General features: G+C 62.0%; 26 protein-coding genes. 13 read left to right on the plus strand and 13 right to left on the minus strand.

What is annotated here, in order from left to right; genetic code table 11:
- Nucleotides 1–10: 10 nt before the first annotated feature.
- The 6 genes from pip to pqqA all read right to left on the minus strand — a co-directional run bounded on the left by pip (nucleotide 11) and on the right by pqqA (nucleotide 4,432).
- Nucleotides 11–988 carry a prolyl aminopeptidase gene (pip, locus tag AB7813_RS29165; protein WP_439063278.1) on the minus strand — a complete coding sequence of 326 codons (978 nt, stop codon included), beginning with the start codon at nucleotides 986–988 and terminating at the stop codon, nucleotides 11–13.
- Nucleotides 978–2,192, minus strand: coding sequence for a pyrroloquinoline quinone biosynthesis protein PqqE (gene pqqE / locus AB7813_RS29170; RefSeq protein WP_439063279.1), 1,215 nt, complete (start codon nucleotides 2,190–2,192; stop codon nucleotides 978–980). Before pqqE ends, pip begins: the two co-directional genes overlap by 11 nt.
- Nucleotides 2,189–2,509 carry a pyrroloquinoline quinone biosynthesis peptide chaperone PqqD gene (gene pqqD, locus AB7813_RS29175; protein ID WP_439063280.1) on the minus strand — a complete coding sequence of 107 codons (321 nt, stop codon included), beginning with the start codon at nucleotides 2,507–2,509 and terminating at the stop codon, nucleotides 2,189–2,191. Before pqqD ends, pqqE begins: the two co-directional genes overlap by 4 nt.
- Before the next feature lie 10 nt (nucleotides 2,510–2,519).
- On the minus strand, nucleotides 2,520–3,290 hold the full coding sequence (gene pqqC / locus AB7813_RS29180; RefSeq protein WP_420878663.1) for a pyrroloquinoline-quinone synthase PqqC: 771 nt from the start codon (nucleotides 3,288–3,290) through the stop codon (nucleotides 2,520–2,522).
- Between the two features lie 32 nt (nucleotides 3,291–3,322).
- Nucleotides 3,323–4,252: a pyrroloquinoline quinone biosynthesis protein PqqB gene (gene pqqB, locus AB7813_RS29185; RefSeq protein ID WP_439064589.1), complete on the minus strand. Its 930-nt coding sequence runs from the start codon at nucleotides 4,250–4,252 to the stop codon at nucleotides 3,323–3,325.
- Nucleotides 4,253–4,351: 99 nt separating this feature from the next.
- Nucleotides 4,352–4,432 (minus strand): pyrroloquinoline quinone precursor peptide PqqA, encoded by an 81-nt coding sequence (gene pqqA / locus AB7813_RS29190; protein ID WP_089267584.1) that lies wholly within the window; start codon nucleotides 4,430–4,432, stop codon nucleotides 4,352–4,354.
- A 290-nt stretch (nucleotides 4,433–4,722) separates the two neighbouring features.
- On the opposite strand from pqqA, the gene AB7813_RS29195 reads away from it, so the two are divergent.
- The 9 genes from AB7813_RS29195 to AB7813_RS29235 all read left to right on the plus strand — a co-directional run bounded on the left by AB7813_RS29195 (nucleotide 4,723) and on the right by AB7813_RS29235 (nucleotide 13,041).
- Nucleotides 4,723–4,980 carry a DUF6894 family protein gene (locus AB7813_RS29195; RefSeq protein ID WP_089267437.1) on the plus strand — a complete coding sequence of 86 codons (258 nt, stop codon included), beginning with the start codon at nucleotides 4,723–4,725 and terminating at the stop codon, nucleotides 4,978–4,980.
- Nucleotides 4,981–5,237: 257 nt separating this feature from the next.
- Nucleotides 5,238–6,629: a PQQ-dependent sugar dehydrogenase gene (locus tag AB7813_RS29200; protein ID WP_439063281.1), complete on the plus strand. Its 1,392-nt coding sequence runs from the start codon at nucleotides 5,238–5,240 to the stop codon at nucleotides 6,627–6,629.
- A gap of 194 nt (nucleotides 6,630–6,823) precedes the next feature.
- Nucleotides 6,824–7,411: a c-type cytochrome gene (locus AB7813_RS29205; RefSeq protein WP_439063282.1), complete on the plus strand. Its 588-nt coding sequence runs from the start codon at nucleotides 6,824–6,826 to the stop codon at nucleotides 7,409–7,411.
- A gap of 889 nt (nucleotides 7,412–8,300) precedes the next feature.
- Nucleotides 8,301–9,704: an amidase family protein gene (locus AB7813_RS29210; RefSeq protein ID WP_439063283.1), complete on the plus strand. Its 1,404-nt coding sequence runs from the start codon at nucleotides 8,301–8,303 to the stop codon at nucleotides 9,702–9,704.
- Between the two features lie 14 nt (nucleotides 9,705–9,718).
- Nucleotides 9,719–10,195 (plus strand): glutathione peroxidase, encoded by a 477-nt coding sequence (locus AB7813_RS29215; protein WP_439063284.1) that lies wholly within the window; start codon nucleotides 9,719–9,721, stop codon nucleotides 10,193–10,195.
- The gene (locus AB7813_RS29220; RefSeq protein WP_068732134.1) at nucleotides 10,192–10,446 is read left to right on the plus strand and encodes a DUF3297 family protein; all 255 of its coding nucleotides are present in this window, start codon (nucleotides 10,192–10,194) and stop codon (nucleotides 10,444–10,446) included. The genes AB7813_RS29215 and AB7813_RS29220 overlap by 4 nt, the downstream gene beginning before the upstream one ends.
- Nucleotides 10,447–10,644: 198 nt before the next feature.
- Nucleotides 10,645–11,487: an ABC transporter ATP-binding protein gene (locus AB7813_RS29225; RefSeq protein ID WP_439064590.1), complete on the plus strand. Its 843-nt coding sequence runs from the start codon at nucleotides 10,645–10,647 to the stop codon at nucleotides 11,485–11,487.
- Nucleotides 11,487–12,269 carry an ABC transporter permease gene (locus AB7813_RS29230; protein ID WP_439063285.1) on the plus strand — a complete coding sequence of 261 codons (783 nt, stop codon included), beginning with the start codon at nucleotides 11,487–11,489 and terminating at the stop codon, nucleotides 12,267–12,269. Before AB7813_RS29225 ends, AB7813_RS29230 begins: the two co-directional genes overlap by 1 nt.
- 7 nt (nucleotides 12,270–12,276) lie before the next feature.
- Nucleotides 12,277–13,041: an ABC transporter permease gene (locus AB7813_RS29235; RefSeq protein WP_068732140.1), complete on the plus strand. Its 765-nt coding sequence runs from the start codon at nucleotides 12,277–12,279 to the stop codon at nucleotides 13,039–13,041.
- A gap of 142 nt (nucleotides 13,042–13,183) precedes the next feature.
- On the opposite strand, the gene AB7813_RS29240 is transcribed toward AB7813_RS29235, so the two are convergent.
- From AB7813_RS29240 to AB7813_RS29260, 5 genes are all read right to left on the minus strand, one after another.
- Entirely contained in the window at nucleotides 13,184–14,167 is a 984-nt protein-coding gene (locus AB7813_RS29240) for a 3-hydroxybutyryl-CoA dehydrogenase (protein WP_439063286.1), read from the minus strand.
- Nucleotides 14,164–15,258, minus strand: coding sequence for an NAD/NADP octopine/nopaline dehydrogenase family protein (locus AB7813_RS29245; RefSeq protein WP_439063287.1), 1,095 nt, complete (start codon nucleotides 15,256–15,258; stop codon nucleotides 14,164–14,166). The genes AB7813_RS29240 and AB7813_RS29245 overlap by 4 nt, the downstream gene beginning before the upstream one ends.
- Complete coding sequence (locus AB7813_RS29250) at nucleotides 15,255–16,793, minus strand: class I adenylate-forming enzyme family protein (RefSeq protein ID WP_439063288.1); 1,539 nt, start codon at nucleotides 16,791–16,793, stop codon at nucleotides 15,255–15,257. The genes AB7813_RS29245 and AB7813_RS29250 overlap by 4 nt, the downstream gene beginning before the upstream one ends.
- A 2-nt stretch (nucleotides 16,794–16,795) precedes the next feature.
- Nucleotides 16,796–18,025 carry an acyl-CoA dehydrogenase gene (locus AB7813_RS29255; RefSeq protein WP_093761155.1) on the minus strand — a complete coding sequence of 410 codons (1,230 nt, stop codon included), beginning with the start codon at nucleotides 18,023–18,025 and terminating at the stop codon, nucleotides 16,796–16,798.
- Between the two features lie 65 nt (nucleotides 18,026–18,090).
- A complete protein-coding gene (locus AB7813_RS29260; RefSeq protein ID WP_439063289.1) occupies nucleotides 18,091–18,918 on the minus strand; it encodes an alpha/beta fold hydrolase in 828 nt (275 codons plus the stop codon).
- A 250-nt stretch (nucleotides 18,919–19,168) separates the two neighbouring features.
- Between AB7813_RS29260 and AB7813_RS29265 the strand changes: the two genes are divergently transcribed.
- Nucleotides 19,169–20,344, plus strand: a complete 1,176-nt coding sequence (locus tag AB7813_RS29265; protein ID WP_439063290.1) for an acyl-CoA dehydrogenase family protein — start codon at nucleotides 19,169–19,171, stop codon at nucleotides 20,342–20,344.
- Between the two features lie 161 nt (nucleotides 20,345–20,505).
- On the opposite strand, the gene AB7813_RS29270 is transcribed toward AB7813_RS29265, so the two are convergent.
- On the minus strand, nucleotides 20,506–22,008 hold the full coding sequence (locus tag AB7813_RS29270) for a flavin-containing monooxygenase (RefSeq protein WP_439089085.1): 1,503 nt from the start codon (nucleotides 22,006–22,008) through the stop codon (nucleotides 20,506–20,508).
- A 116-nt stretch (nucleotides 22,009–22,124) separates the two neighbouring features.
- Nucleotides 22,125–22,574, minus strand: coding sequence for a cupin domain-containing protein (locus AB7813_RS29275; RefSeq protein WP_175367248.1), 450 nt, complete (start codon nucleotides 22,572–22,574; stop codon nucleotides 22,125–22,127).
- Between the two features lie 270 nt (nucleotides 22,575–22,844).
- Here AB7813_RS29275 and AB7813_RS29280 point away from each other — a divergent pair, with 270 nt between their 5' ends.
- From AB7813_RS29280 to AB7813_RS29290, 3 genes are all read left to right on the plus strand, one after another.
- Nucleotides 22,845–23,873 (plus strand): AraC family transcriptional regulator, encoded by a 1,029-nt coding sequence (locus AB7813_RS29280; protein ID WP_439082813.1) that lies wholly within the window; start codon nucleotides 22,845–22,847, stop codon nucleotides 23,871–23,873.
- A gap of 86 nt (nucleotides 23,874–23,959) precedes the next feature.
- Nucleotides 23,960–24,721 (plus strand): SDR family NAD(P)-dependent oxidoreductase, encoded by a 762-nt coding sequence (locus tag AB7813_RS29285; protein WP_439082812.1) that lies wholly within the window; start codon nucleotides 23,960–23,962, stop codon nucleotides 24,719–24,721.
- Between the two features lie 53 nt (nucleotides 24,722–24,774).
- Complete coding sequence (locus AB7813_RS29290) at nucleotides 24,775–25,617, plus strand: enoyl-CoA hydratase family protein (protein ID WP_439064592.1); 843 nt, start codon at nucleotides 24,775–24,777, stop codon at nucleotides 25,615–25,617.
- Nucleotides 25,618–25,733: the final 116 nt, after the last annotated feature.

The following is a 25,733-nucleotide window of genomic DNA, read 5'->3' on the forward strand; positions in this document are numbered from 1 at the left end:
TCCAGAAGTCCTATTTCAGTTTCGACGCGACATCGGCGATGGCCTTCATGACCGCATCGCGCATGCCGGGGTCATAGAGGCTGTGACCGGCGCTTTCAACGATGCGCACCTCGGCATTCATCCAGCGCCTGGCCAGGGCGTGCGATGTCGCGGGCGGGCAGAGGAAGTCGTAACGGCCCTGAATTATGACGCCGGGAATGCCGGTGAGTTTGCCGGCGTCTTCCATGAGCTGCTGTGGCCGCATGAAGCAGTCGTGCTTGAAGTAATGTGCTTCCATTGCCGGTGTGGCCGGCATCGGCCGCGTGGTGTTGCCGAGTTCGGCGCGGTCGAGCCGCGTGCGCTTCGGCGCGATTTCCGACAGGATGGCTTCGGTGCCGCCCCAGGCGCGGATCGCGGGGACATGCACGGCCGGATCGGCATCGAGAATGCGGCGATAGAAGTTCGGCAGCGGATCGGCGCGCTCGGCTTCGGGAAGGGCGCTCAAAAAATCTCCATGCAGGCCCGGATAATGCCGCGGCAGCATGACGTTGAAGACATCGTGCAATTCTTCTCGCGTGCCGAGAAAGGTTGCGCGCAGCACGATGCCGGTCACGCGTTCGGGATGGGCCTGCGCATAGGCCAGCGCCAGCGTCGCTCCCCAGGAGCCGCCGACCACGAGCCATTTGTCGAAGCCGAATTGGGTGCGGATCGTTTCCATATCCGCGATCAGATGCGGCAGCGTATTCGCCTCGCGCTTGCCTTTCGGCTTGCTGCGGCCGGCGCCGCGCTGATCGAACAACACGGTGTGAAAACGCTGCGGATCGAACAGCCGGCGGTGATCGGGCTGGCAGCCGGAGCCGGGGCCGCCATGCAGATAGACTGCGGGAATGCCGTCGCTGCGGCCGACGCTCTCCACATGGATTGCGTGGCCGTCGCCGACATCCAGATGTTCCGAGGTCAGCGGCGCAAACAGGTCCGCATTCACCGGGGCGGGGACATCAGCGGCCATGGACGTCGTCCGCGTCCGGCTCCAGCGTGCCGCCTTTGAAGTTGCGATAGATGAAGCGGTCGCGGCCCTCGGTGGATTCCGTCTCGGCCAGTTTGAAGATTTCGGCGTGAACAGGCGACAGCGTGCAGGCGGGGTCGGTATTGCCGGCGTCGCCGGTCAGCGCGAAGGCCTGGCAGCGGCAGCCGCCGAAATCCACTTCCTTGAACGCGCAGCTCTGGCATGGCTCGGGCATCCAGCCGGTGCCGCGATAGCGGTTGAAGGCTTCGGAATTCTGCCAGATCCAGGCGATCGAATGATTGGAGCGCACGGATTCGAATTCCATCCCGGTGATGGTCTCGGCGGCATGGCACGGCAGGATCTTGCCTGATGGAGAGATGTTGAAGAACTGCCGGCCCCAGCCGCCCATGCACTTCTTCGGCCGCAGCGCGTAATAGTCCGGCACGACATAGTCGATATCGAGAATGCCTTTCAGGCGCAGCTGCGCATCCTCGACGATGCGGCTGGTCTCGTCGATCTGGTCGATGGTCGGCATCAAAGCGGCGCGGTTCTTCAACGCCCAGCCGTAATACTGCACATTGGCCACTTCCAGCCGGTCGGCATCGAGATCGACGGCCATCTGGATGATGTCAGCGAGCTGATGCAGGTTCTGCCGGTGCATCACCGCATTCACCGTCAGCGGCAGGTCGAGCTCGCGCGTCCATTTGGCCACTTCGAGCTTCTTCGCGTGGCCATTGCGATAGCCGCCGACGCGGTCGGCAACCACGGGCTCATTGCCCTGGAAGCTGATCTGCACATGGCATAGCCCGGCATCGGCGAGCGCGGAAAGCTTGTCGCGCGTCAGCAGCACCGCCGAGGTGATGAGGTTGGAATACAGGCCCACATCCGTCGCGTGCTGCACCAGCTCGACGATGTCCTTGCGCGCGGTCGGTTCGCCGCCGGAGAAGTGGATCTGCAGCACGCCGATTTCGGCGAGCTCGGACAGCACCTTCTTCCATTCGTCGGTGGTCAGCTCGGTGCTGCTGCGGTCGAGTTCCACGGGATTGGAGCAGTATGGACATTGCAGCGGGCAGCGATGGGTGAGTTCGGCCAGCACGGCGAGGGGAATGCCGAAGGTTTCCGCAGTCGAGCGCGTCCGCTCCATGATAGCGAGACTGTCGGCGGGATCGGTGAAGACGGGGCTGGCGTCGGTGAGGGTGGGGCTCATGATGTCTTCTCCCGCGCTTGCGTGAGAAAGCCCTTGTCGGCGAGATCCTGCAGCATCGCGAGAACATCGGTACCGATATCGTCGCGCGGCGCGGCGTATTTCGCCGCCAGCAGGTCGATGATATCGGCCACGCTGCGTGCGCCGTCACAGAGTTGCAGGATTTCCACGGCGATATCGTCCGGCGCCAGCACACGCTCCGGCGCCAGGATCACCCAGCGCTGGCGCGTCTCGTCGAACTTCAGCCGGGCGTGGCGCGGCAAGATCGGCTTGCTGGCCTCGCTGACACTGATCCGACGATTGCTGCGCAACTCCGTCATCGTTGCCTTCTTACTTGGCCGGGACGAACGCGCCCGGCGGCACATGGCCATCGACATAGGCATGATACAGCGCATCGAGCTGCACCCACAACACATTGGTCTTGAAGATCAGTGCATTGCAAACCGCGCGGCGCTCGGCCGGGGTGTTGGCGTGCTGCTTGACGTAATCCAGCGCAAAGCCGGCATCGCGCGGCGCCTGGGTCAGGCGGCGGCTGAAATAGCTCATGATGTCCGGATTGACGAAATCATAATGCTTCAGCATGCCAGAGATGCGCTCTTCATGCAGGTTGGGGGCGAACAGTTCCGTCAGCGACGAGGCGATGGCCTCGAGCGGCGTCTTGTCACGCACGAAATGCACATAGGCCTCCACGGCGAAACGCGTCGCCGGTAAAATGCCTTCGGTGGATTCCACATAGGCTGAGTCGAGACCGAGCCCTTCGGTCAGCTTCAGCCAGCGCTCGATGCCGCCTTCGGCGCCGGTATCACCGTCGTGATCCTCGATGCGGTGCCGCCATTCCACGCGTGTCGCCCGGTCGCGGAAGCGCGAGATCACCACGGCGTCCTTGATGGGGATCGTGCTCTGATAATAGTAGCGGTTCAGCGCCCAGGCCTGCACCTGGCCCTTGTTGAGCTTGCCGCCGTGCAACAATTTATGAAACGGATGTAGGCTGTGATAGCGCGTCGCGCCGATATGGCGCAGCGTCTCTTCGAGTTGCGCGGCATTGTCCAGCGGCACGCCTGGCGAAATCGAATAGGCGGAAATGGCGTTGGCGCCGATCATGTTTGCACTTGTCATGGTAGCACCTGGGGCGTTCACAGCGTGATCTCCATGCCATTGCCGGGGATTTGCCAGCCGGCGGTGGTCAATGCGGCGCGCTCGGTGGAATCATGCAGCAGCGCCGGGTTCGAATTGTTGATGTGCAGAAAGAACTTTCTGGCGATGCCGGCATCGGCCAGTTCGCTGATCGCGCCATCCGTGCCGGACATCGACAGATGCCCCATGCTCTGGCCGGTCTTATGGCCCAATCCTGCGGCGATCAATTCGTCGTCGCGCCACACGGTGCCGTCGAAGAACACCAGCGGGGCGCCGGAGATGCGCGTCTTCAGTTCGGGCGTCACCCGCGCGCAGGCCGCAATGAAATAGAAATACTTGCCGGTGGCCTTCTCGGCGATCCGCAGTCCCAGCGTATCGCCGTCGCCATCCTCACCGGCCGGATGTGCCTGGCCTTCCAGATACCACGCGCTCTTGCCGGGCACGACGAAAGGCAGCACCTCCAGGCCGGACGGCGCGCCATCCTGCAGCTTCGGTTCGAAAGACGTATCAATCTCGATGGCGTCGCGGCGCACGTTCTTGTCCGAGAGCACGTTGAAAATGCTGTTGGCTTTCAGGATCGCCAGCACACGTGTGTGCGCATAGATTGTAAATGGCGAACCTTCCCGCATCGACAAGAGCCCGGCCACCGCATCGACCTCGCCATTGGTGAGGATCACGCCCGCGATCGGCGAGTGTCTGACATGATCGGGGTGGGGGTGAAGCTGGGGCGTATCGGTGACCTGTTGTCGCAGGTCGGGCGAGGCATTGATCAGGAACCAGTTGGCATTGTCGGCCGACACCGCGATCGAGGCCTGACCGCTCCGCAAGTCTGGCCGCTCATCGCGCGCCGCACGACAAATCCGGCATCCGCAATTCCACTGCGGAACACCGCCGCCGGCCGCGGCTCCAAGAACGACAACACGCAACATGAGATCGCCCTGAATCCCGGCCAATTAGCGTCTCGTAAAAAGACGCGGGGCGCCTGTCGTCGACGAAGGCGCCCCCAAAACTTAGCTTGAGCTCAAGTCTTACTTGCGCGCCGCGCAGGCGTACATGTTGATTTCCATGCCGACTGCAACTTCGACGATCTTCGGTGCTTTCCAGGCCATATTTCTCTCCCGCTTATCTGCAGTCAGGTACTGCATAACCATAACTCTATTCCCTGCTCAAAGGTTCGCCAACAACTTCGTCATCACAATGTGAAGCGATAGGGGTACAATATGCGTGCAATGCACAATCGGTTGCGCTGCAACATTGCAATGGCGAGAACGTTCCATAGATAGCGAAGGCCTTTGGTTGAAAGGCATTGATTCGTACTCAGCCCGCCGCATCTTCCGGATATTCGCGTGGTCTGAGGTCTTCTGCGTCCGCGCCCAAGCCGAGTGCCAAGAGAATTGCCATGCCGCTTTATTTCTTCAACACACGCATCAACGACGAGCTGGTGGTCGATCCCGAAGGCGAGGAGCTGCGGGATCCCGATCATGCCTGGGATGTGGCGCGGTCGATGATCCTGCAATTGCTGCGCTCCGAGGGCACGCCGAGCGATCTGCTCAAAGCGGTGCTTGAGGTGACGGACAAGGACGGCGAGATCGTGCTTGAATTTCCGTTCACCGAAGCACTGCTCGATGCCACCGATGAGTCCGCAACGCGGCACTAGAGCGTTGTCGAGCGAAGTGGGCACTGGTTCGCGTCAAGAAAACGCGTCAATACACAACGCTAGAGCCTCGGTTCTAACTCTATCAGAACCGAAAAGGCTTTAGCCGATTGCGGGAATCCGCACAGGCTTGCTCGCGCGTGATGTTTTGATTGCGCAGCGACATAAAAATATCCAACAGTGCGATCCGGAAAGCCTCGGGGGCGGCGCATCTCATGCGCTGCGAGCAGAGAAGGCTTCCGTAAAAAGGGGAGAGATCCATGAGTGTCTACACGTCCGCGCGCCGGGCATTGCTTGCCGGTGCGTTCATCGGTGTCTTTACAAGCGGCGCTTTTGCCCAGCAGTCCGATACATCACCTGCAACACCGGCTCCTGCAGCCACGCCAAGTGCAGCTCCAAGTGCAGCGCCTGCTGCTCCCGCAGCGGCTCCTGCACCGGCACCAGCCGCCCCGCAGGCTGCCGCTCCGGCACCTGCAGCAGCGCCAGTCGCCGCCGCGGCGCCTGCGCTGCCGCCCGGCTCGCCGCTGATCGGCCGTCCCGATGGCGCTGCCGCAGCCAAGCTCGCGCCCGTCGCGCCGCCGCCGATTCCGTCCGCCGCCGACAAGCTGCCGACTGCGAAGCTGAAGGTGCCCGCGGGCTTCAATATCGAGGTTTACGCCGCCGGCATGGCCAATGCGCGCTCGATGCGCGAAGGCGACAAGGGCACGGTCTTTGTGGGGTCGCGCCTCGTCGACAAGGTCTACGCGGTCATCAACAATGACGGCAAGCGCCAGGTGAAGGTGCTGGCCTCCGGCCTCTATCGCCCGAACGGTCTCGCCTTCAAGGACGGCACGCTCTACATCGCCGAACTGTCGAAGATCTCGAAGATCGACAAGGTGGAAGACAATCTCGAAAATCCGCCGAAGCCGACCATGATCTACGACAACCTGCCGAAGGACGAAGCCCATGGCTGGAAGTTCATCGGCATCGGCCCGGACAACAAGCTCTATGTGCCGGTCGGCCAGCCCGGCAACAATGTGCTGCATGACGAGGCCCATGGCCAGATCCGCCGCATGAATCTCGATGGCACCGGCGCCGAGATCTATGTGAAGGGCGTCCGCAACACCGTCGGCTTCGACTGGAATCCGACCACCAAGCAGATGTACTTCACCGACAACGGCCGCGACTGGATGTCGGAAGCGGTGCCGGAAGATGAACTCAACCGTGTCACCAAGGCGGGTGAAGACTTCGGCGCGCCATATTGCCTGCAGGGCAATATCCTCGATCCGGAATTCGGCTGGGGCAAGTCCTGCGCCGACTACACCGCGCCGGTCGGCCTGCTCGGGTCGCATACGGCGGCATTGGGCATGCGGTTCTACACCGGCAAGATGTTCCCGGCCGCCTACAAGGATGCGATCTTCATCGCGCGCCATGGCTCCTGGAACAAGACTCAGAAGCTCGGCGGAGACGTCGTTGTCGCGAAGCTGAACAAGGACGGCACGGTGAAGTCCGTCGAGCCGTTCCTCACCGGCTTCATCGAGGACAACAAATATGTCGGCCGCCCCGTCGACGTGCTGCAGATGAAGGACGGATCGCTGCTGGTCTCCGACGACTGGAACGGCGCGATCTATCGCATCACCTATGGCAAGCAGAAGGTGGCGGACAAGAAGTGACGACGTTTTCTCACCTCTCCCCGCTTGCGGGGAGAGGTCGACTGCAACGCGCGAAGCGCGTGAAAGTCGGGTGAGGGGGACTCTCCACTTGCTCCGAGCGCGGTGAGAGTCCCCCTCATCCTCACCTTCTCCCCGCAAGCGGGGAGAAGGAATTCGCCACGCCGGAGTTTCAGTATTCAGAAAGTTCAAAGCCGATGCGCCCGTTTGCCGTCATCGTAGCTCTTTTTCTCTCGACGTCCCCACTCTTCGCCGCCGAACCCATCACCGAGCGCGCCGCGCCGTGCCTCGCCTGCCACGGCGAGAAGGGGACCTCCGAAACCGAGAACACGCCGTCGCTCGGCGCGCAGCAGCCGGCCTATTCGCTGATCCAGATCTACATGTTTCGCGAGAAGCTCCGCGTCGCGGAGCCGATGAACGACATGGTGAAGGATTTTACCGACGACGACCTGCGCAGTTTCTCTGACTATCTCGCGACGCTGCCGAAACCGACAGCGCTGGAGGCGGGCGATCCCCAGGGGATCGCTAGCGATCCCGCGCGGATGCAGGCCGCCAAGGCGCTGACATCGCAATTTCGCTGCGATAGCTGCCACAACGCTGATTTCTCGGGCCGCGACAATATCCCGCGCATTGCCAACCAGCGCGAGGACTACCTCGCCAAGACCATGCGCGAATACAAGGACAACTCCCGCCACGGTTACGATGCCACCATGGCCGATGTGATGCAGTCGATCTCCGAAGCGCAAATCGTGGAGCTGGCTTATTTTCTCGCAAGGGTGAAGTGACGTCGCGCGGGCTCACCCGCGCGACGTCATTCCGGGGCAGGCCGGGCTGCACAGCGGACCGGAATGAGCCCGGAATCCCGACATGTTCAGCTCCCACTGTCATTCCGGGGCGCGGCTGGCACTTGCCGGACGCGAACCTCAGCCATTCCACTTGGAATGGTGGGGAATCTCGGAGTGTTTTGCGCTGAACATGCTGGGATTCCGGGTTCGCGTCCGGCAAGAGCCGGCCACGCCCCGGAATGACGAGTGTGGGGCGGCGAGCCAGCACCTAACATTTTTTCCTATTTCTTATTGACAATATCCCGCCATGGATTATTTTCCCCTTCGTCCGGCCCCGATGAGAGGGGCGAGCGCGATCGTCACGTTCGCGGGGCTGGATGCGGTGGACGCCGGAGATGCGGCGTTACGCGGTTCACGGGTGACGTCTGTCTTCGGGCAGGACGGATCTGCGCCAGCACTGCCACTGGCAAGGAGACGGCCGATCTTGGGATGGAAAGACTCCCTGGACAGTGTGACGGACGACCAAGTCAAAACGCGTTCGGCTTACTCGCTTGAGGCTACCCTGTCCCTCCGCCCTGGGACATTAATTTTGGTGATGGGACCGTTCGCCATGGCAGATGTGCAGGCAACCGAAAAAACACCGTATGCGGAACGTCGGGCACTTGCTCGGCGCCTCCGAAAGTCCTGATGCACTCTCAATTGCGGAAGACCGCATTCGCATCAGGCCCAAGGGTGCAACGGGCACCCGGCGTTCCGCACGCCCTCTCGATTGAGGGTGGGAAGGAATGCTCATAGCTCGGACGCTTCGGCGCCGCGAGACTGCGAAATCGTGCCTGATTGGCAATCTCCGGCCGCCTGCGTTAACAAGCGACAAGCAATGGAGCACTGCATGAACGATCTCTGGCGCCTGTCGGCAACTGACCTCTCCGCACTCATTCGCGACCGCAAGGTGTCCGCCAAGGAGGCGACGGTGGCTGGCCTCGCACGGCTCGATGCTGTGAACCCTGCCATCAATGCCGTGGTCGACCATCGACCCAATGAGGCGCTGGCACGGGCGGATGCGGTCGATGCGGCGATTGCGCGCGGCGACGATGTCGGTCCGCTCGGCGGCGTGCCCATCACCGTCAAAGTGAATATCGACTACGCGACCTATCCGACATCGAATGGCGTAAAGATCCAGAACGAGATCATCGCTACGACCAACAGCCCGGTGATCGACAATCTGCTGAAGGCTGGCGCCGTCATCATCGGCCGCACCAATTGCCCGGCATTTTCCTATCGCTGGTTCACCACCAATCAGCTCTATGGCGATACCAAGAATCCGCGCGATCCGTCGCTGACGCCGGGCGGATCGTCAGGCGGCGCAGGCAGCGCGGTCGCCGCCGGCATCGGCCACATCGCCCATGGCACCGACATCGCCGGCTCGATCCGCTATCCCGCCTATGCCTGCGGCGTGCACGGTCTGCGTCCGACCGTCGGCCGCATCGCCGCCTATAATCAGGCGCTGCCCGAGCGTATCATTTCCGGCCAGATCACCGCGGTGTCCGGTCCCTTGGCACGCACCATCAATGATGTCCGTCTCGGGCTTGCGGCTATGTCGCAGCCCGATGCGCGCGATCCCTGGTGGGTGCCGGCGCCGCTGGAGGGACCCAAGCGCGAGAAGCGCGCCGCCATGTGCCTGCGGCCTGATGGTCTCGCCATCACCGCCGATGTCGAGGCCGCGGTGCGCGATGCCGGAAAGCGGCTGGAGCGGGCAGGGTGGGTCGTCGAGGAAGTCGAGAACACGCCGGCCCTGCGCGAGGCCGCCGCCTTGCAGACGCAGCTCTGGTTCGGCGATGGCTATCAGGGCATGCTGGACGCGGCGGTGCGCGAGGGTGATCCCGCAGCACTGGTCTGTCTGCGCGGACAGAAGGACAAGCTCAAGGACTTCGAGAATGGCGGCCTGTCACGGGCGCTGGTGCGCCGCTCCACCTTCGTGCGCGACTGGGAGCTGTTCCTGCAGACCTATACTGTGGTGCTGATGCCGATGTCCGGCGAATTGCCGTTCCCGGATCATCTGGATATGCAGGGCCAGGAATCGTTCGATCGCGTCTGGGCCGCCCAGATGCCGCAGATCGGGATTCCCTTCATGGGCCTGCCGGCGCTCAGCGTCGCCACGGGTCTTGTCGGCCGTGCGCCGACCGGCGTGCAACTCGTCGCCGGCCGTTACCGCGAGGATCTGTGTCTGCTGGCCGGCGAAGCCATCGAGGCCGGCGGTACCCCGCCGATGCCTTGCGACCCCGCGACGGCCTGAGAGGGATCAGTGCGATGACCGGCATCTCCGATTTTTCTGCGAACGCACTGACAGGTGAGCCTGTCGCGCTCAAGCAGTTCGAAGGAAAGGTGCTGCTGATCGTCAACACCGCCAGCGCCTGCGGATTCACGCCGCAATATGCGGGGCTGGAGAAGCTGCAGCAGGATTTTGCGCCGCGCGGATTTTCCGTGCTGGGCTTTCCCTGCAACCAGTTCGGCGCGCAGGAGCCGGGCGACGCCAAGGCGATCGAGCGCTTCTGCGAGGCCAATTACCACATCACCTTCCCGCTGTTTGAGAAGATCGACGTGAATGGCGCCGGGGCGCATCCATTGTATAATTACCTGAAATCTGAAAAGTCCGGATTGCTGGGTTCGGGGATCAAATGGAATTTTACCAAATTCCTGATCGACCGTTCCGGACGGGTCGTCGAGCGTTTTGCGCCGACCGCCAAACCTGAATCACTGCGAGAGAAAATCGAGGCGCTGCTATGACCGATAACACCAATGCATCAGCCGATCTGCCCGATCGCCTGTCCACCGATCCGCGAAGCCCGTTCTACAATGCCGAAGTGCTGCAGCGCGATGTCGGCATTCGCTTCAAGGGCGCCGAGAAGACCAATGTCGAAGAATATTGCGTCAGCGAAGGCTGGGTGAAGGTGCCCGCCGGTGCGGCAAAGGACCGGTACGGCAATCCGCTGCTGATCAAGCTGTCCGGCCCTGTGGAGCCGTATTTCCGCGACTAAACGCACCAAAAGCGCCGAAAGTCCTGCTGCGGGAAACTGACTTGTTCGCAGCAGGCGCTGACTAGCAAAAAGGCGTTGCCCGCATAAATTTGAAGCTTAAAGTAATTGCAGTTTCCGGCTACGCTGTGTCCGTCAGCATGATGGACACAGTCGGGCCGTCGTGATTGCAATGCGTGCATGGCAAATGAAGGACCGGGAATGCAGGTGGTGTCGCTACGTTCGGACGCTCACGCCGAGTCGGAACCTTTATCCGGCCGCAAACCCGCTTCAGCCATGATCGAGATCGAGCACGTCTCGCAGCGCTTCCAGACCTCCGGCAAGCAAAGCCATCTGGCGCTGTCGGATATCAACCTCACCATCGAAGATGGTGCCTTCGTCTCGATCCTCGGACCCTCAGGCTGCGGCAAGTCGACCTTGCTCTATATCGTCGGCGGCTTCGTGCAGCCCACCGATGGCGTCGCCAAGGTGAAGGGCAAGGCGATCACGGGACCTGGTCCCGATCGCGGTCCGGTGTTTCAGGAATTCGCGCTGTTTCCGTGGAAGAACGTGCTCGGCAATGTCATGTATGGCATGCGCCAGCAGGGCATTAAGAAGGCTGAAGCCGAAACGCGCGGCCGCAAGCTGCTCGAGATGGTCGGCCTGAAGGGCTATGAGAATTTCTATCCGAAAGAACTCTCCGGCGGCATGAAGCAGCGCGTCGCGATCGCGCGCACGCTGGCCTACGATCCCGCCGTGCTGCTGATGGATGAGCCGTTCGGCGCGCTCGATGCGCATACCCGCACGCGGCTGCAGAACGATCTGCTCGACATCTGGGATACACAACGCAAGACGGTGCTGTTCGTCACCCATTCGGTCGAGGAAGCCGTCTATCTCTCAGACAAGGTGATCGTGATGTCGCGCTCGCCGGGCAGTATCAAGGAAATCGTCGATATCGATCTGCCGCGGCCGCGCAAGCGCGCCGATCTGCTGCTCGACGCACGTTTCCAGAAATACATCGTCGATATCGAGAAGATGATCGACGACGGCAAGGACCATCTGTGATGACCGTGCGCGGGGTGCTCAAGACACTTTCGCCATTGTTCGCCTGCATCGGGTTGCTGTGTGTCTGGCAGATTGCCTCGCTGCGGCTGGATACCGAAAGCTTCCCAACGGCACTGGAGTCGATCAAGGCCATTCCGTCGATCCTCGGGGACAAGGGATCGCTGCTGAACATTCTCGATTCCATCCGTCGCATGGCCATCGGCCTCGTACTCGCGGTGATGTTTGCGATCCCGCTCGGTTTGCTGATGGGGCGCATCAAGGCCGTGGCGTCGTTCTTCAATCCGCTGATGATGATCATCTATCCCGTGCCAAAAGCAGCGCTGATGCCCATCATCATGCTCTGGATGGGCGTTGGCGACGTCTCCAAGATCCTCGTCATCTTCCTTGGTGTCAGTCTGCCGATCATCTATCACGCTTTCCAGGGCTCCAAAGCCGTTGAAGAAAAAATGCTGTGGTCTGGTGCGGCGATGGGCATGTCGGCGCCGATGCGCATGCTCCGCATCGTGCTGCCCGCGGCGCTGCCTGAAATTCTCACGGGCTGCCGCACCGGTCTCGTGCTGGCGCTGATCACCATGATCACCTCCGAGATGATCGCGCGCCAGTCCGGCGCCGGCAACATCCTGTTCAACTCGCTCGACATGGCACAATACGACACGGTGTTTGCGATGATCCTGATCATCGGCGCCATGGGCATCATCTTCGATGCGGCCTTCGAGAAGCTTCGCCTGTCGCTCGTGCGCTGGTCGCAACCGCGCGACGACATGCCTCTCAGCTTTACGTGAGCGCAACATGAACCAGGAACGCATCAATTCGGTTCTGCTGGGCATCACGCCGATCGTGCTGTTCATCGCGCTGTGGCAGTCGCTGATCTCGTTCGGCTTCGCGCCGACGAGCTTGTTGCCGCCGCCGGGCGCGGTGTTCGGAAAGCTGGCGAAGGACTTCTTCAACGGCGACTTTCTGCACGATATCGCCGCGACGCTGATCCGTCTGTTCGCCGGCTTCGGCATTGCCGTGGTCGTCGGCGTGTTCATCGGTCTTGCTGCAGCGGTGAGCCCGGCAGTCAATGCCGTCGTCAAGCCGCTGGTGCGCGTGCTGGCGCCGATCCCGAAGATCGCGCTGTATCCCGCGCTGCTGCTGATCCTCGGCTTCGACCACGCCTCCAAGATCACGCTGGTGACTGCCGACGCGCTGTTCCCGATCCTGCTTTCGACCTATTACGGCGCGTCGATGGTCGAGCAGAAGCTGATCTGGTCCGCGATGGCCGCCGGCACGCCGCGCTGGCAGATCCTGTTCAAGGTGGTGCTGCCCGCCGCGATGCCATCGATCCTCACCGGCTGCCGCATCGGCCTCGTGATCTCCTGCATCGTGGTATTCCTCGCCGAGATGATCACCTCGACCGATGGCCTCGGTCACATGCTGGTGCAGGCCGCGCGCACGTTTCAGACCGTGGATATGTTCGTGCCGCTGATCATGATCTCGATGCTCGGCCTGATCCTGAACAGCCTGCTGCACTGGCTGCGCAGCTATCTGCTGCGGGGCTTCCCGGAAGTGTAAAGACGGCTATCAAACACTCAGCCCTCATGGTGAGGAGGCGCCTCTTCGGCGCCGTCTCGAACCATGAATGGATGTGCGGCCATCCTTCGAGACGCTGCGCAAGTGTGCGGCTCCTCAGGATGAGGGGCCGAGTTCGCAGTCGCTACAAAACCGGCGGCTTCTGCAACTGAAAGTGCTTCAGCAGATCCACGAACGCCGACAGCCGTCCTTCGCGATAGGCATCGACATCGAGCCCCTCGTAATTGAGAAAGCCTTCGCCGGTCTTGAGGCCGATCTTGCCCTCGGCCATGTTGCGGCCGACGATCTCCGGTGACGAATAGCGATCGTTGTTCAGCGCGCCTGTCAGGTACTTGCTGGCGTAATAGAGAATGTCGCCGCCGCCCCAATCGACGAATTCGAGCAGACCCAGCACCGCGAAGCGGAATCCGAAACCGTATTTGATCGCCTTGTCGATATCCTCGGGACTGGCAACGCCTTCCTCGACCATGCGCGCGGCTTCGTTCATGGCCATTGCCTGGATACGCGGCACAATATAGCCGGGTGTCGCGGCGCAAACCACGGGAACCTTGCCGATGCCTTCGAGCATCTCCTTCACCCGCACGGTAATCGCCGGATCGGTCTTGGCGCCCGGCGAGACTTCGACCAGTGGCACGAGATAGGCCGGGTTCAGCCAGTGTGCGTTGAGGAAGCGCTCGGGATGCTCGACGGCGCTGGAGATGTCATCGACGAGGATGGTCGACGTCGTCGATGCGATGATCGGCGTGGGGCCTGCGAGTTGTGAGGCGCGCGCCAGCGCATCGCGCTTCTGATCGAGCACCTCAGGCACGCCTTCGAAAATGATCGCCGAACTGCTGAGCGCAGCGCCCGCACCGGCTTCCGGCACAACGCTGATGCGTGACACCAGTGTTTCGATGTCAGCTTCTGTGAGCAGGCCGAAGCGCGCCATGCTGGCAAAGGTCTTGCGGATCTCGCCAAGCGCCTCGGCTTCCAGTGCCTTGAACTTGTCGAGGTCGCGCGCCTTGAAGTCGACGATCGCGACATTGTGGCCCGCATAGGCAAAGGCGACGGCGATGCCGCGGCCCATGCGACCCGCGCCAAGACATGCGATGGCGGCACGGGCGCTCATGCGGCAAAGCCTTCGCGCAGTAGCTTCAGCAGCGCGGCCTGATCGAGATCGCCGAAGCCGAGGCTTGCGAGCGTGCGGCCACCCTGCAGGAAATTTTCGCCGCAGATCGCGCCGCCGATGGCGAGGAAGGCTTTGGCCAGCGGTGTTTCGACGCCCGCGAGCGTGGCGCAGGACAGGAAGAACGACAGGCCCGTGCGCAGATCCTCGCGCATGTAGCGGTGCTCGGTGAGCACGATGTGCTCGCGCCAGTCACCGCTGTCGGTGAGACGATCATGCGAGCCGCGGCCATACATCCACTCTTCGCCTTCCTTGGCGTAGTGATCCGCCAGCGGGAAATGCGCGCCGTTGTAGCCAAAGGCCTCGCGGATCGCGATGCGCTCGGCGTCGAGTTGGTCGGTGACGCGGCGGATAGCCGGCTGCGTACCTTCCTTGTGAATGTCCCAGGTCGGAAAATGCTCAAGCGGCCCGGCATTCATGACGATGAGCGGCGGATGGATGATCGGGCCGGCATTCATCAGTGCGCCGGACAGCGCATCGCCGCAGGGCTCGATCACGCCGGGGAAGGCCTTGTCGATGACCTTGCAGGCATAGTCCATCATGTGAAGCGGGAACACGCCGGTCGGCAGCCGCTTGGCGCGGATGGTGATCGCCACTTCGAACGGTCCGTGTTTGCGCGCGAGCCAGGGCAGCGTGCCGGTCTCGGCGAAGGCGACCTTGGCGGTGTTGCCGGCGTCATGCGCAGCCTTGGCGAATATCATCGAGCCGAAGGTTGCAGGCGGCAGATAAACGACCTGACCATCTTTGAGGTGAGGTGCGATCCGCTTGGCGATATCAGGCTGCGCAAAGGCGGGTGCGGGGCACAGGATCAGTTCGACGTCCTTGATCACCTCGGCGATATCAGTCGTCACCAGCGTCAACTGGGTGTCGTGTGTGCCCTGGGCATTCTTGACCTTGATGCGCGAGCCGGCCTTGTTGTGTTCGGCGACAGCATCGGCGTCGCGGCGCCACAGGCGGACGTCATGGCCCTGCAGTGCGAAATCACCCGCGGCTGCGAACGAACCGTTGCCGCCACCCAATACTGCGATCTTCAATTGGTCTCTCCGTCGCTCGGCGTTGCCGCCTGAACCTGCTTCAGTTTGAAATGCTGCACCTTGCCGAGCGCTGTGCGCGGCAGGTCAGTGACGAATACGATGTCGCGCGGCTGCTTGTAGCGGGCGAGCTGCGTGAGAACATGGGCCTTCAGTGTTTCGGCGCTCACGCTGCAATTCGGCCGCAGCAGCACATAGGCGACTGGTACTTCCTGCCATTTCGGATCGGGCACACCGACGACGCCGCAATCGGCGACATCGGGATGTTCGAGCAGCACGCGTTCGACTTCGGCGGGATAGACATTCTCGCCGCCGGAAATAATCATGTTCTTCTTGCGGTCGTGGACCCAGAAATAGCCGTCATCGTCGCGCGTGCCGATATCGCCGGTGCGATACCAGCCGTCATGCAGTGCCTCGCGCGTCGCGCCCTCGTTGCCCCAATATTCGTAGAACACGTTGGGGCCGCGCACCGCGATCTCGCCGGTGGCAGTGGCAGGCAGCTCGTTGCCGTCGTCGTCGATGATGATGGCTTCGCAGCACAGGCCGGGCAAACCCGTCGATCCCGTACGCGACAGGTCGCCGCCGAGCCGCGTATAGACCGAGATCGGGCAGGTCTCCGTCGAACCATAGACCTGCAGCACGGGAATTCCGCGCGCCGTCAGGCGCTCGATTAGATGCGGTGGCACGATGCTGGAGCCGGTGGACACGGCCTTGAGGCAGGAAACATCGGTCGCAGCCCAGCCGGGATGCTCGCTCATCGCCTGGATGATCGCGGGTACCCAGACGGTCAGGGTCGGTCGCTCCTGCGCGATTGCAGCCAGCGTGGAGTCCGGGGTGAAGCGCGCATGGATTGTCACGGTGGCGCCGTGATGCAGCGCCGGCGTGGTCTGGATGTTGAGGCCACCGACATGGAAGAACGGCAGCACGGTCAGGACGTGATCGTCCGATGTGAGGCCATGCATGTGCTGGCTCATCACGCCGTTCCACAGCAGCGCTTCCTGGCGCAGCACGGCGCCTTTCGGGCGGCCTGTAGTGCCTGACGTGTAGACGATCAGCAGCGGGCAGGAGAGGTCGGTATGCGGATTGCGGCCATCTCCGGAAGCGCGGGACAGCAGTGTGTCGAATGTCTGGCCGGGGGCATCAAGCGCGAAATCGAACGCGATCACGCGCGTATCCGGCAAGTCCTTCGCAAGCGACGGGAGGATGGCCGCAAAGCCTTCCTCAAGCACCAGCACCTTTACCGAAGCATCGGACAGGATGAAGAGCTGCTCGGCGACCGCGAGCCGCCAGTTCAGCGGCACCATGATCGCGCCGAGGCGGGCGCAGGCATAGAGCAGGACCAGATAGTCTGGCCGGTTCATGCTCAGGATCGCGACGCGATCACCGCGACTAACGCCGCATTCCGTCTTCAGTGCCTTCGCCGTCGCCTCGATCCGCGCGTTGAACACGGCATAGCTGAGTGTCTTGCCCTCGAAATGAATCGCGGGCTTGTCCGGCGTGAATGCGGCGTTGCGGGCGATGAGGCTGGAGAGATCCACGATTACTCGTCTTTCTCACCGGCCTCATAGAGTGCTTCTCGGCCGATGCGGTCGAGGCAAAGCTCGGCGGTCCAGGGCAGCATCAGCGCACCGCAGCGGCTGTCGCGATAGATGCGCTCCAGCGGTAGCGTCTTCAGCATGGCCTGACCGCCGCAGGTGCGGATCGCCAGTGCCGCAAGTTCGTTGGCGCCTTCCATCACGGTGTATTGCGCGGCGTAGGCGCGCAGGACCTGCTCCTTGCTCGGATTGGCACAGGCTTCGGTCACGGCCTGGAACCAGGTCGACTTGAGCTGCTCGAGCTTGATCTGCATCTGCGCCACGGCGATCTGCTTGGTCGGATACATCCGGCGCTTGACTGGCGGCATGCCCGGGATTTCGCCGCGGAGATACTTCACGGTGAAATCGTACGATGCCTGCGCGAGACCGACGTAAGTCGGTGACAGCGTCAGGAACATGTGCGGCCAGCGCATCGCGGCCTGGAAGTAGACGCCGCGCGGCATCAGCGCTGCATCTTCCGGAACAAACACGTCCTTGAAGATCAGCGTGCGGGAGACCGTGCCGCGCATGCCGAGTGGATCCCAGTCGCCAACGACCGAGACGCCTTCGGACTTGGCGGAAATCGCCAGATACAGCGTGTTGCGGCGCGAAGCCTTCTCACCCTCAGCGACTTCGGTGCAGAGCACGCCGTAGTAATCGGCGAAGCCCGACAGCGACGCAAAGATCTTCTTGCCGTTGACGATCCAGCCGCCTTTGACGGGCTTCGCTTCGGTTCCGAATGCAACGCCGCCGGCGGCTGCTGCGCCGCCTTCGGAGAACGGCTGCGAATAGATCGCGCCGTCTTCGACGATGCGCTTGTAGTGGATAGCGCGGCGGCGGTGCTGTTCGGCGCGCATCTGGTCATCCATGTCGAGGTCGTCGGCCAGCGGGCCGGACCACAGCGTCGAGCAGACATGCATGTTCCAGGTGAGTGCCGTGGCGCCGCAATAACGGCCGATTTCGGCGGCAGCGAGCGAATAGGTCTGATAGCCGGCGCCCGAACCGCCATTGGCTTTCGGGATCGAGATGCCCAGCAGACCCGCCTTGTGCAGGTCCTTGTAGTTCTCCAGCGGGAAGGTGGCCTCGGTATCCCACTTCGCCGCGCGACCGGCGAAGTTAGCCTGCGCCAGCTCGCGCGCCTTGGCGATCAGCCCGGCCTGTTCGTCATCGAGACGATAGGCTTTCGGATCGAACATCGGCTTGTCGAGGACGATGCTGTCGAGGACGATGCTGTCGAGGTCTGGCTTACTGGCGGGCTTGTTCATGAGGATGACCCCGAAAGGTTGTGGCTGGTTTTGAGGAAGTCGGCGAGTACTTCGTTGAATTCGTGCGGACGTTCGAAACTGGCGAGATGGCCGACGCCCTCGAGTTCGACATAGGTCGACCCGGGCACGAGGCCCGCCATCTTTGCCATCGTCTTTGCCGGCGCGTTGTTGTCTTTCGAACCGGATAGGACTAAAGTCGGTATTTTGATGTCCGCGATGTTCTTGCGCAGATCGAACCCGATCATCGCCTTCATCGAGGCGCGGTAGGTGTCGGGCTTCACAGCGGCCATGCAGTCGCGTGCGAGTTCAAGGCCGGCAGGATCCGGATTGTCGCCGATCAGGCCTGCCACCAGCTTCGGCGCCATCGACACCATGGTCTCGCCACGGTCGAGCGGGCCAAGCCGGGCGTCGATGAAATTCTTCTGCCATTCGCCGTCGGAGCTGCCGAAGGCGGAGGTGGTCTGCGCCAGCACGATGGCGCAGGCGAGATCGGGATAGTCCACCATGAAGCGCTGCACGATCATGCCGCCAATGGAATGGCCGACCAGCACCGGTTTCCTGGAGCCAATCTGCGCGAGAAAGTCCTTCAGGGCTTCGGCGAAGGCCGGGATGCTTGGCTCTGGCAGTTGTTCTGAGCCGCCATAGCCCGGCATGTCCCAGCCGATGGCGTAGTAGCGGTCGCCGAACGCTTCGAGCTGGTGGCGCCAGCCGCGGCCCGCACCGCCGATCCCATGCAGAAACACCAGCGGCGTTGCCGCGGAATCGCCTTTGGCTTCAAAGCCGAAGCGGCCGTCCTTCGTCGTCAGGGCTGCAGAATTTGGCACGCATAGGCCTCCTGTGCTGTCGGACAAGGGCGATCCTAGCATGTCCGAGATATATGAAAAGCGATAGTTTTAGACTTAAAGGGTTGTGGATTGCCTCATCCGGAGGCACGTCGTTTTTAGAGGTCGGCTCTCCGGTGACGGACTATGCGCCTTCCGGTTGGCGATGTTGTGATGTCCGGCCATCGCCCTTGTCCGAAATTTCTTTAGGTTTAAAACAATGTCGATTGCCGATGCATCGAGGGAGGAAGCCATGTCCGATCAGTCATTTTTGTCCTGGCCGTTTTTCGAGGACCATCATCGCGAGCTGGCCACGGGCCTGTCGCGCTGGGCCAAGGCGACGCTGCCCGGTCTGGTCGATCACCATGACGTCGATGGCTCCTGCAAGCGTCTGGTGAAGGCGCTCGGCGACGGCGGATGGTTGCGCGCAGCGGTGCCGGCGAGCCACGGTGGATTGTATCCGACTTTCGATGTGCGCTCGCTGTGTCTGATCCGCGAAACGCTGGCCTATGAGAGCGGTCTCGCCGACTTCGCATTTGCGATGCAGGGACTCGGCACCGGCCCGATCAGCCTGTTCGGTTCGGAAGCGTTGAAATTGCGCTATCTGCCGCGCGTCGCCAGCGGTGAGGCCATTGCAGCTTTCGCATTGTCAGAGCCCGATGCAGGTTCGGATGTCGCTGCGATGACGACGACAGCGGTGCCTGATGATCCGGATCATGTCCGCATCAATGGCCTCAAGACCTGGATCTCCAATGGCGGCATTGCCGACCAGTATGTGGTGTTCCTGCGTACTGGCGAATCCGGCGCGCGCGGCATCAGCGCATTCGTTGTCGACGCGGATACGCCTGGCTTCACGATTGCAGAGCGGATCGATGTGATCGCGCCGCATCCACTGGCCACGCTGAAATTCGAGAATTGCCGCGTGCCTCTGGCGAACCGTATCGGCAAGGACGGCGAAGGCTTCAAGGTCGCGATGGCGACGCTCGACGTGTTTCGCTCGACCGTCGGTGCTGCCGCGCTCGGCCTCGCACGACGCGCGCTCGATGAAGCGCTGCATCGCTCGGTCACGCGGAAAATGTTTGGCCATACGCTGGGCGATCTTCAGCTGACGCAAGCGGGCCTCGCGGAGATGGCCACGTCGATCGATGCCTCCGCACTGCTGATCTATCGCTCGGCCTGGACCAAGGATCAGGGCGCGGCGCGCATCACACGCGAAGCCGCCATGGCCAAGATGTTCGCGACCGAAGCGGCACAGACAGTGATCGACCGCGCGGTTCAAATCTTCGGCGGCATGGGCGTGCAGTCGGGCGTCAAGGTCGAGGAGCTCTATCGCGAGATTCGCGCGCTGCGCATCTATGAAGGCGCAACCGAAGTCCAGAAGGTCATCATCGGTCGCGAGCTGATCAAGGCTGCCCAGACGGGGGCGTAGTAGTTAGTCGCCAATCTATCCATGTGTCGTCCCCGCGAAGGCGGGGACCCATACACGCTGGAGATCTGGTCGGAACACAGTCGGGGTAACTCTGCCGTTTGGACCACGTTGACCGTGGTTATGGGTCCCCGCCTTCGCGGGGACGACAATGGAGGGTGAAGCTACGTGGCCGCAGCCTCCGCCTTGTAGTTCGGCGCCGATGCAAGAAACCGCGCATAGGCGTCCGCATCTGGCGGCGTGAATTTCTCCACCAGCGTGCTGCGCCGTTTGCTGGTGGCGCCCATGTCGTCGAGCAGTTCGTCGAAGTGCTTGAAGTGATAGGGCGCCACGCATAGTCCGCCATAAACGCCGGCTGCGGGCCGTTCGACGCGTTTGAAATGCAGCATCTTGTCCATATCCGCATGCATCTGAGCGGCGGTCGGCTGTTTCGCCAGCTTGCCGTCGGCATAGCGCACCAGCCAGTTGGCGGCCATTTCCGCCGTCAGCACCGAGCAGAAGCTGGAGTTGAAGCCGACAAATCCCATGTCTGGCAGATCCGGATTGGCAATGACGCGATACAGCCGATACTGCCCGTCATCCTGGATGAGCTTGTCGCGATATTGCTGCGGCAGGAACGGTACGCCGAGTGTGAAGCCGATAGCCAGCACGGCAACGTCAGCTTCGACGCGCTGGCCTGATGACATCACAATGGTCTTGCCGTCGTAGTGATCGAAGGTACCGCGGATAGCCTTGATGCGTCCGTCGGCAACCATCGGGAAGAAGTTAGGTGTAGCGATCGGTACCGAGCAGTTGATGCCGTCCTCGATACGGCCTTCCGGCACCATGTCGCATTTCTTGAGCTTGAGCTGGGTCTTCAACATGGCCTCCAGCCCGCGCCAGTTGGCCCAGATGAATGGCTTGGCAATGGCGTGATTGAGTCGCGAGAGCGCAGTCAGGCCCCAGCCCCGAAACATCTCCTCCTGGGCGCGGATATAGAGGATGCGCTTGAAGTTGATCAGGCCGCCGATGAAATAGGGAATGCGCCAGACCGGCTCGCGATAGACGAAGGTAACGGCGCTGGCGCCGGCATTGACCGAATGCACGGCGATATCGGTGGCCGATTTCGAGCCGCCCAGCACGATGACCTTCTTGCCTTTGACGATGGATGAATCCGTGTGCTCGGCCGAATGCAGGATCACGCCGCCGGCGGCCTTGAACGCGTCTTCGCCGGGATGATGCAGTTCCTTGCGCTCGTTGAATTGCCCGGTGCAGACCGCCACGAAATCGAATGTTTCCGGCGCGGTGTTGCCAGCCGCATCGCGTGTCTCAAGCGTCCAGCCGGGGAGTCCATCTTCGCGGCGTTTCATGCTCACGACGGTCGTGTTGAAACGCATCAGCGGGATCAGATTGTAGTCGCGTGCATAATCTGTGAGATAGGCATGGACCTGCGGCCCCTTGGGCCATTCCGGATAGCTCGCCGGCATCGGCTTGTCGGTGAAGCGATAGAGTTCCTTGGGACTCTGGGTCTGCACCTCTGGATAAGAGCGGGCTGGCTCCCAGACGCCGCCGAGGTCGCCGCTGCGTTCAAGCATCGTGACCTTGTGTCCGCATGCTGTGAAGGATTTGGCGGCGGCAAGGCCGGCGATACCGGCGCCGATGACGCAAACGCTCTTCTGTTTGACCATGGCTCGTCTCCTGTCTGAATGCGGCGTTGGATCGCGGACGTGCGGGTTCGCGCGCGCAGACGGACATCTGCGCGAAACGTTCGCGTGGAGTGTTGAGTGCCGTTCGGCTGTTGAGCCTAGTCGTTGGCTTCCGGTGGCAGGAAGTTCACTTCATGCTCGGCGGAGACCCGCACGATGGCTTCGATATCGCTCATATTGTGCAATTGCTTGAACAGGGCTTCGAGCTTCTGTGTCGGCGAGACCCAGAACAGCGCGCGGGCGGGCTTGTCCGATTTGTTGAAATAGCCATGCGGAATGCCGCGAGGCAGGCGAACCAGATCGCCGGCGTGAGCGCGGACCCACTGGCCGTCGAGCTTGAGGTCGAGAATACCCTCCTGAACCAGGATGAACTCTTCCTGGGTCGGATGGATATGCACCGGCACGAACTGGCCGGGATCGCTGTTGGTCTCGAAAGCAAAGGTGGAGTCGGTCACGGCCTTCGGGAAATAGACCTGTCCAAGGATATTCCACGTGGTGCCGTTATATCCGGTGCCGTTCTGGGTAATGCCTTTTTCAAGTGCCGCCATGGTCCTGCTCCCTTGGGTTTCACGTCTGCAAGGATGCTGCGTGACCTCGGGGCCTGTCTCTAGCCGTTGAACGAATCCGCTATCCAAACGACGAAATAATTACCGGCGCAGGCGAGGGCGCGCGGCCACGCTGCGCTGCACACTCATCTTTGGAAGACGCCGGCCTGCGCATTCGTTGTGCAGCACGGCAATATTTGCGGCGCGGCGCCGACTATGCGGCGTGATGCGACATGGATAGTCTAGGCTTCAAATAACGCAGGCGATCGGACCATGGTGTTGGACGCAGCCGTATCAGGGAATGCCCAGCCGGCCCGCGCCGCAAGGCTTGCGGCGTTCTCCCGCGTCTTCACCAGGGATATCGACGAGGCTGCCGATTCGATCGGGCGCATCTTCTGCCCGCATGCGCTTGATCCCTTACAGCGCTCCTGGCCGGATTTTCATGCGCTCCATAACTGTGCCGCGTTCGATGGCTTCTCGGTGAACTACGTCTCCTATGGCGGCTCGGTGGCGATCGATCCCGGCTGTCTCGATCGCTTCTTCTTGCTGCAGATCCCGATGCATGGCGGGGCCCGGATCAATACGGGAGGCCGGAAGATCGAGGTATCTGCAGGGCGTGTCGCGTCCTTGCTGTCACCGACCATGCCGACAAAAATGGTCTGGCAGGACGATTGTGCAAAATTGATCCTGCTGGTTGAACGACGGCTCGTCGAGGAGCGCGCGGCGGCGCTGGCGGAGAGATCCGGAGCGGTCATTGAATTCGATCCGCAGGTCGATCTCAATACGCCGTTCGGTCTAGCGATCCGGTCCCAGATCGAATACCTGGTCGATCTCGCGGAGCATCGCGGACCCGGGCAGCAGATCTCGCCGATGATGGCGGCGACCCTGCGTGACTCCGTGATTGGACTGTTGCTGACCGGTCAGCAACATACGCTCACCGATACCATCGACCGCACCCTTGCGCGCCTTGGCCCGCTGCCGTCAGTGCTGAGAAAGGCACGGGACTATCTTGAGGCTCATGCCACTGAGCCGCTCGATCTCGATCGGCTCTCGCGCGCAGCTGGCATCGGGATACGTTCGCTGCAGCTCGGCTTCCAGAAGCATTTCGGCATGTCGATCTCCGATGCGCTGCTCGATATCCGGCTGACGCATTTGAATGCGAGGTTGCTGCGGGCTGCGCCGGGCGAGCGCGTCATCGATATGGCCTTCGATCTCGGCTTTACCCATCCGAGCCGGATGGCCAGCTTCTACCGTGCCCGTTATGGCGAGAGCCCGTCGGATACGCTCCGCCGCAGCCGCTAGCAGCATGGCCTGCCTGTTTCTTGCAAAAGCTTGAAGTCTAAAATAATATCGAGGCAGGCTCATGGAGAGCCTGCGGAAGGTGACGCATGTCCGGATTGTCTCGCTCCTCCCACGCTCTGGTGACCGGCGGCGGCCGCGGCATCGGCCGCGCCATTGCAGCATCGTTGGTGCAGGCCGGCGCGACCGTCACCATCCTGGGTCGCAATCTTGCAGTGCTGAACGAGGTCGTTGCCGCTGGTGACGCGCACCATGCGATGGCCGCCGACGTGTCCGATCAAGCCGCGCTGAATGCCGCGATTGCGGATGCCGCGAAACGCCAGCCGATCGATATTCTGGTGGCGAATGCGGGTGCTGCGGAGTCTGCGCCATTCGTGAAATCGGATGCGGCACTGTTCCAGCGCATGATGGATGTTAATTTCATGGGCGTCGTTTATGCGACGCAGGCTGTGCTGCCGGATATGGTCAAGCGCAAGAGCGGCCGCATCGTTGCGGTGGCTTCGACGGCTGGCCTCAAGGGCTATGGTTATGTGAGCGCCTACAGCGCTGCGAAGCACGCCGTCATCGGTCTGGTGCGCTCGGTGGCGCCGGAAGTGGCCAAGAGCGGCGTCACCGTGAATGCGGTTTGCCCCGGTTTCACCGAAACCGATCTGCTCGAAGGCAGCATCGACAACATCATGAGCAAGACCGGCCGTACGCGGGAACAAGCTGTTGCCGAATTGGCGAAGCACAATCCGCAGGGCCGTCTGGTGACGCCTGGGGAAGTCGCCGATGCGGTCCTGTGGTTGTGCGGCGCCGGCGCCAGTTCCATCACCGGCCAGAGCATCGCCGTCGCCGGCGGCGAAGTCTGATCGAACCGTAACAACAAGAACCGAACAAATTACTGGGAGCCAATATGTCAGTCATGGTCAAGAACAAGGTCGCCAATCCCGTCACGCTGCCGCTGGCCGAGTTCAAGCCTGAGCATTTCCTGCTGGCGGTGGCCGATGGCATCGCGACGGTGACGCTGAACCGGCCCGAGCGTAAAAACCCGCTGACCTTCCAGAGCTACCGTGAGCTGACGGATTTCTTCCGCGCCTGCGCAATGGATGACGACCTCAAAGTCGTGGTCGTCACCGGCGCCGGCGGTAATTTCTCGTCGGGCGGCGACGTGTTCGAGATCATCGGCCCGTTGATTGAGATGAACACCAAAGATCTCACCGCCTTCACGCGCATGACTGGCGATCTGGTCAAGGCGATGCGGGCCGCTCCGCAGCCGATCGTGGCCGCAGTGGAAGGCATCTGCGCCGGCGCCGGCGCCATCATGGCGATGGCCTCCGACATGCGTCTGGCTGCGACCGGCACCAAGGTCGGGTTCCTGTTCAACAAAGTGGGGCTGGCCGGCTGCGACATGGGCGCTTGCGCGATCCTGCCGCGTATCATCGGCCAGTCCCGTGCGTCGGAGCTGCTCTATACCGGCCGCTTCATGACAGCCGAGGAGGGCGAGCGCTGGGGCTTCTTCAGCCGCATCGTCGCGCCTGCAGAGGTGCTGAGCCAGGCGCAGACACTGGCCAGGCAGATTTCCGAAGGCCCGACCTATGCCAACACCATGACCAAACGGATGCTGTCGATGGAGTGGGCGATGTCGGTAGAAGAGGCGATCGAGGCTGAGGCGGTGGCGCAGGCGCTGTGCATGACCACCGAGGATTTTGCCCGGGCGTTCCATGCCTTCGCGAACAAGCAGAAGCCGAAGTTCGAGGGTAATTGAGACCCTCAATATGCGGGATCGACCATGAGCGCGCTGGTCACGATGATAATTTGATGTGCATCAAAGCTGGCGAATTGCCGGTTTGTCAGGCTTGCCAGGAATTGTTTTAGGTTTAA

The organism is Tardiphaga sp. 20_F10_N6_6 (genome assembly GCF_052076045.1).
Taxonomy (GTDB): Bacteria; Pseudomonadota; Alphaproteobacteria; order Rhizobiales; family Xanthobacteraceae; genus Tardiphaga; species Tardiphaga robiniae.

Bases quoted from the DNA above. Each gene is read 5' to 3' on its own strand.
- pip (WP_439063278.1), bottom strand. From the start codon at position 988: ATGGCCGCTGATGTCCCCGCCCCGGTGAATGCGGACCTGTTTGCGCCG.
- pqqE (WP_439063279.1), bottom strand. From the start codon at position 2,192: ATGAGCCCCACCCTCACCGACGCCAGCCCCGTCTTCACCGATCCCGCC.
- pqqD (WP_439063280.1), bottom strand. From the start codon at position 2,509: ATGACGGAGTTGCGCAGCAATCGTCGGATCAGTGTCAGCGAGGCCAGC.
- pqqC (WP_420878663.1), bottom strand. From the start codon at position 3,290: ATGATCGGCGCCAACGCCATTTCCGCCTATTCGATTTCGCCAGGCGTG.
- pqqB (WP_439064589.1), bottom strand. From the start codon at position 4,252: ATGTTGCGTGTTGTCGTTCTTGGAGCCGCGGCCGGCGGCGGTGTTCCG.
- pqqA (WP_089267584.1), bottom strand. From the start codon at position 4,432: ATGGCCTGGAAAGCACCGAAGATCGTCGAAGTTGCAGTCGGCATGGAA.
- AB7813_RS29195 (WP_089267437.1), top strand. From the start codon at position 4,723: ATGCCGCTTTATTTCTTCAACACACGCATCAACGACGAGCTGGTGGTC.
- AB7813_RS29200 (WP_439063281.1), top strand. From the start codon at position 5,238: ATGAGTGTCTACACGTCCGCGCGCCGGGCATTGCTTGCCGGTGCGTTC.
- AB7813_RS29205 (WP_439063282.1), top strand. From the start codon at position 6,824: ATGCGCCCGTTTGCCGTCATCGTAGCTCTTTTTCTCTCGACGTCCCCA.
- AB7813_RS29210 (WP_439063283.1), top strand. From the start codon at position 8,301: ATGAACGATCTCTGGCGCCTGTCGGCAACTGACCTCTCCGCACTCATT.
- AB7813_RS29215 (WP_439063284.1), top strand. From the start codon at position 9,719: ATGACCGGCATCTCCGATTTTTCTGCGAACGCACTGACAGGTGAGCCT.
- AB7813_RS29220 (WP_068732134.1), top strand. From the start codon at position 10,192: ATGACCGATAACACCAATGCATCAGCCGATCTGCCCGATCGCCTGTCC.
- AB7813_RS29225 (WP_439064590.1), top strand. From the start codon at position 10,645: ATGCAGGTGGTGTCGCTACGTTCGGACGCTCACGCCGAGTCGGAACCT.
- AB7813_RS29230 (WP_439063285.1), top strand. From the start codon at position 11,487: ATGACCGTGCGCGGGGTGCTCAAGACACTTTCGCCATTGTTCGCCTGC.
- AB7813_RS29235 (WP_068732140.1), top strand. From the start codon at position 12,277: ATGAACCAGGAACGCATCAATTCGGTTCTGCTGGGCATCACGCCGATC.
- AB7813_RS29240 (WP_439063286.1), bottom strand. From the start codon at position 14,167: ATGAGCGCCCGTGCCGCCATCGCATGTCTTGGCGCGGGTCGCATGGGC.
- AB7813_RS29255 (WP_093761155.1), bottom strand. From the start codon at position 18,025: ATGTTCGATCCGAAAGCCTATCGTCTCGATGACGAACAGGCCGGGCTG.
- AB7813_RS29265 (WP_439063290.1), top strand. From the start codon at position 19,169: ATGTCCGATCAGTCATTTTTGTCCTGGCCGTTTTTCGAGGACCATCAT.
- AB7813_RS29270 (WP_439089085.1), bottom strand. From the start codon at position 22,008: ATGGTCAAACAGAAGAGCGTTTGCGTCATCGGCGCCGGTATCGCCGGC.
- AB7813_RS29275 (WP_175367248.1), bottom strand. From the start codon at position 22,574: ATGGCGGCACTTGAAAAAGGCATTACCCAGAACGGCACCGGATATAAC.
- AB7813_RS29280 (WP_439082813.1), top strand. From the start codon at position 22,845: ATGGTGTTGGACGCAGCCGTATCAGGGAATGCCCAGCCGGCCCGCGCC.
- AB7813_RS29285 (WP_439082812.1), top strand. From the start codon at position 23,960: ATGTCCGGATTGTCTCGCTCCTCCCACGCTCTGGTGACCGGCGGCGGC.
- AB7813_RS29290 (WP_439064592.1), top strand. From the start codon at position 24,775: ATGGTCAAGAACAAGGTCGCCAATCCCGTCACGCTGCCGCTGGCCGAG.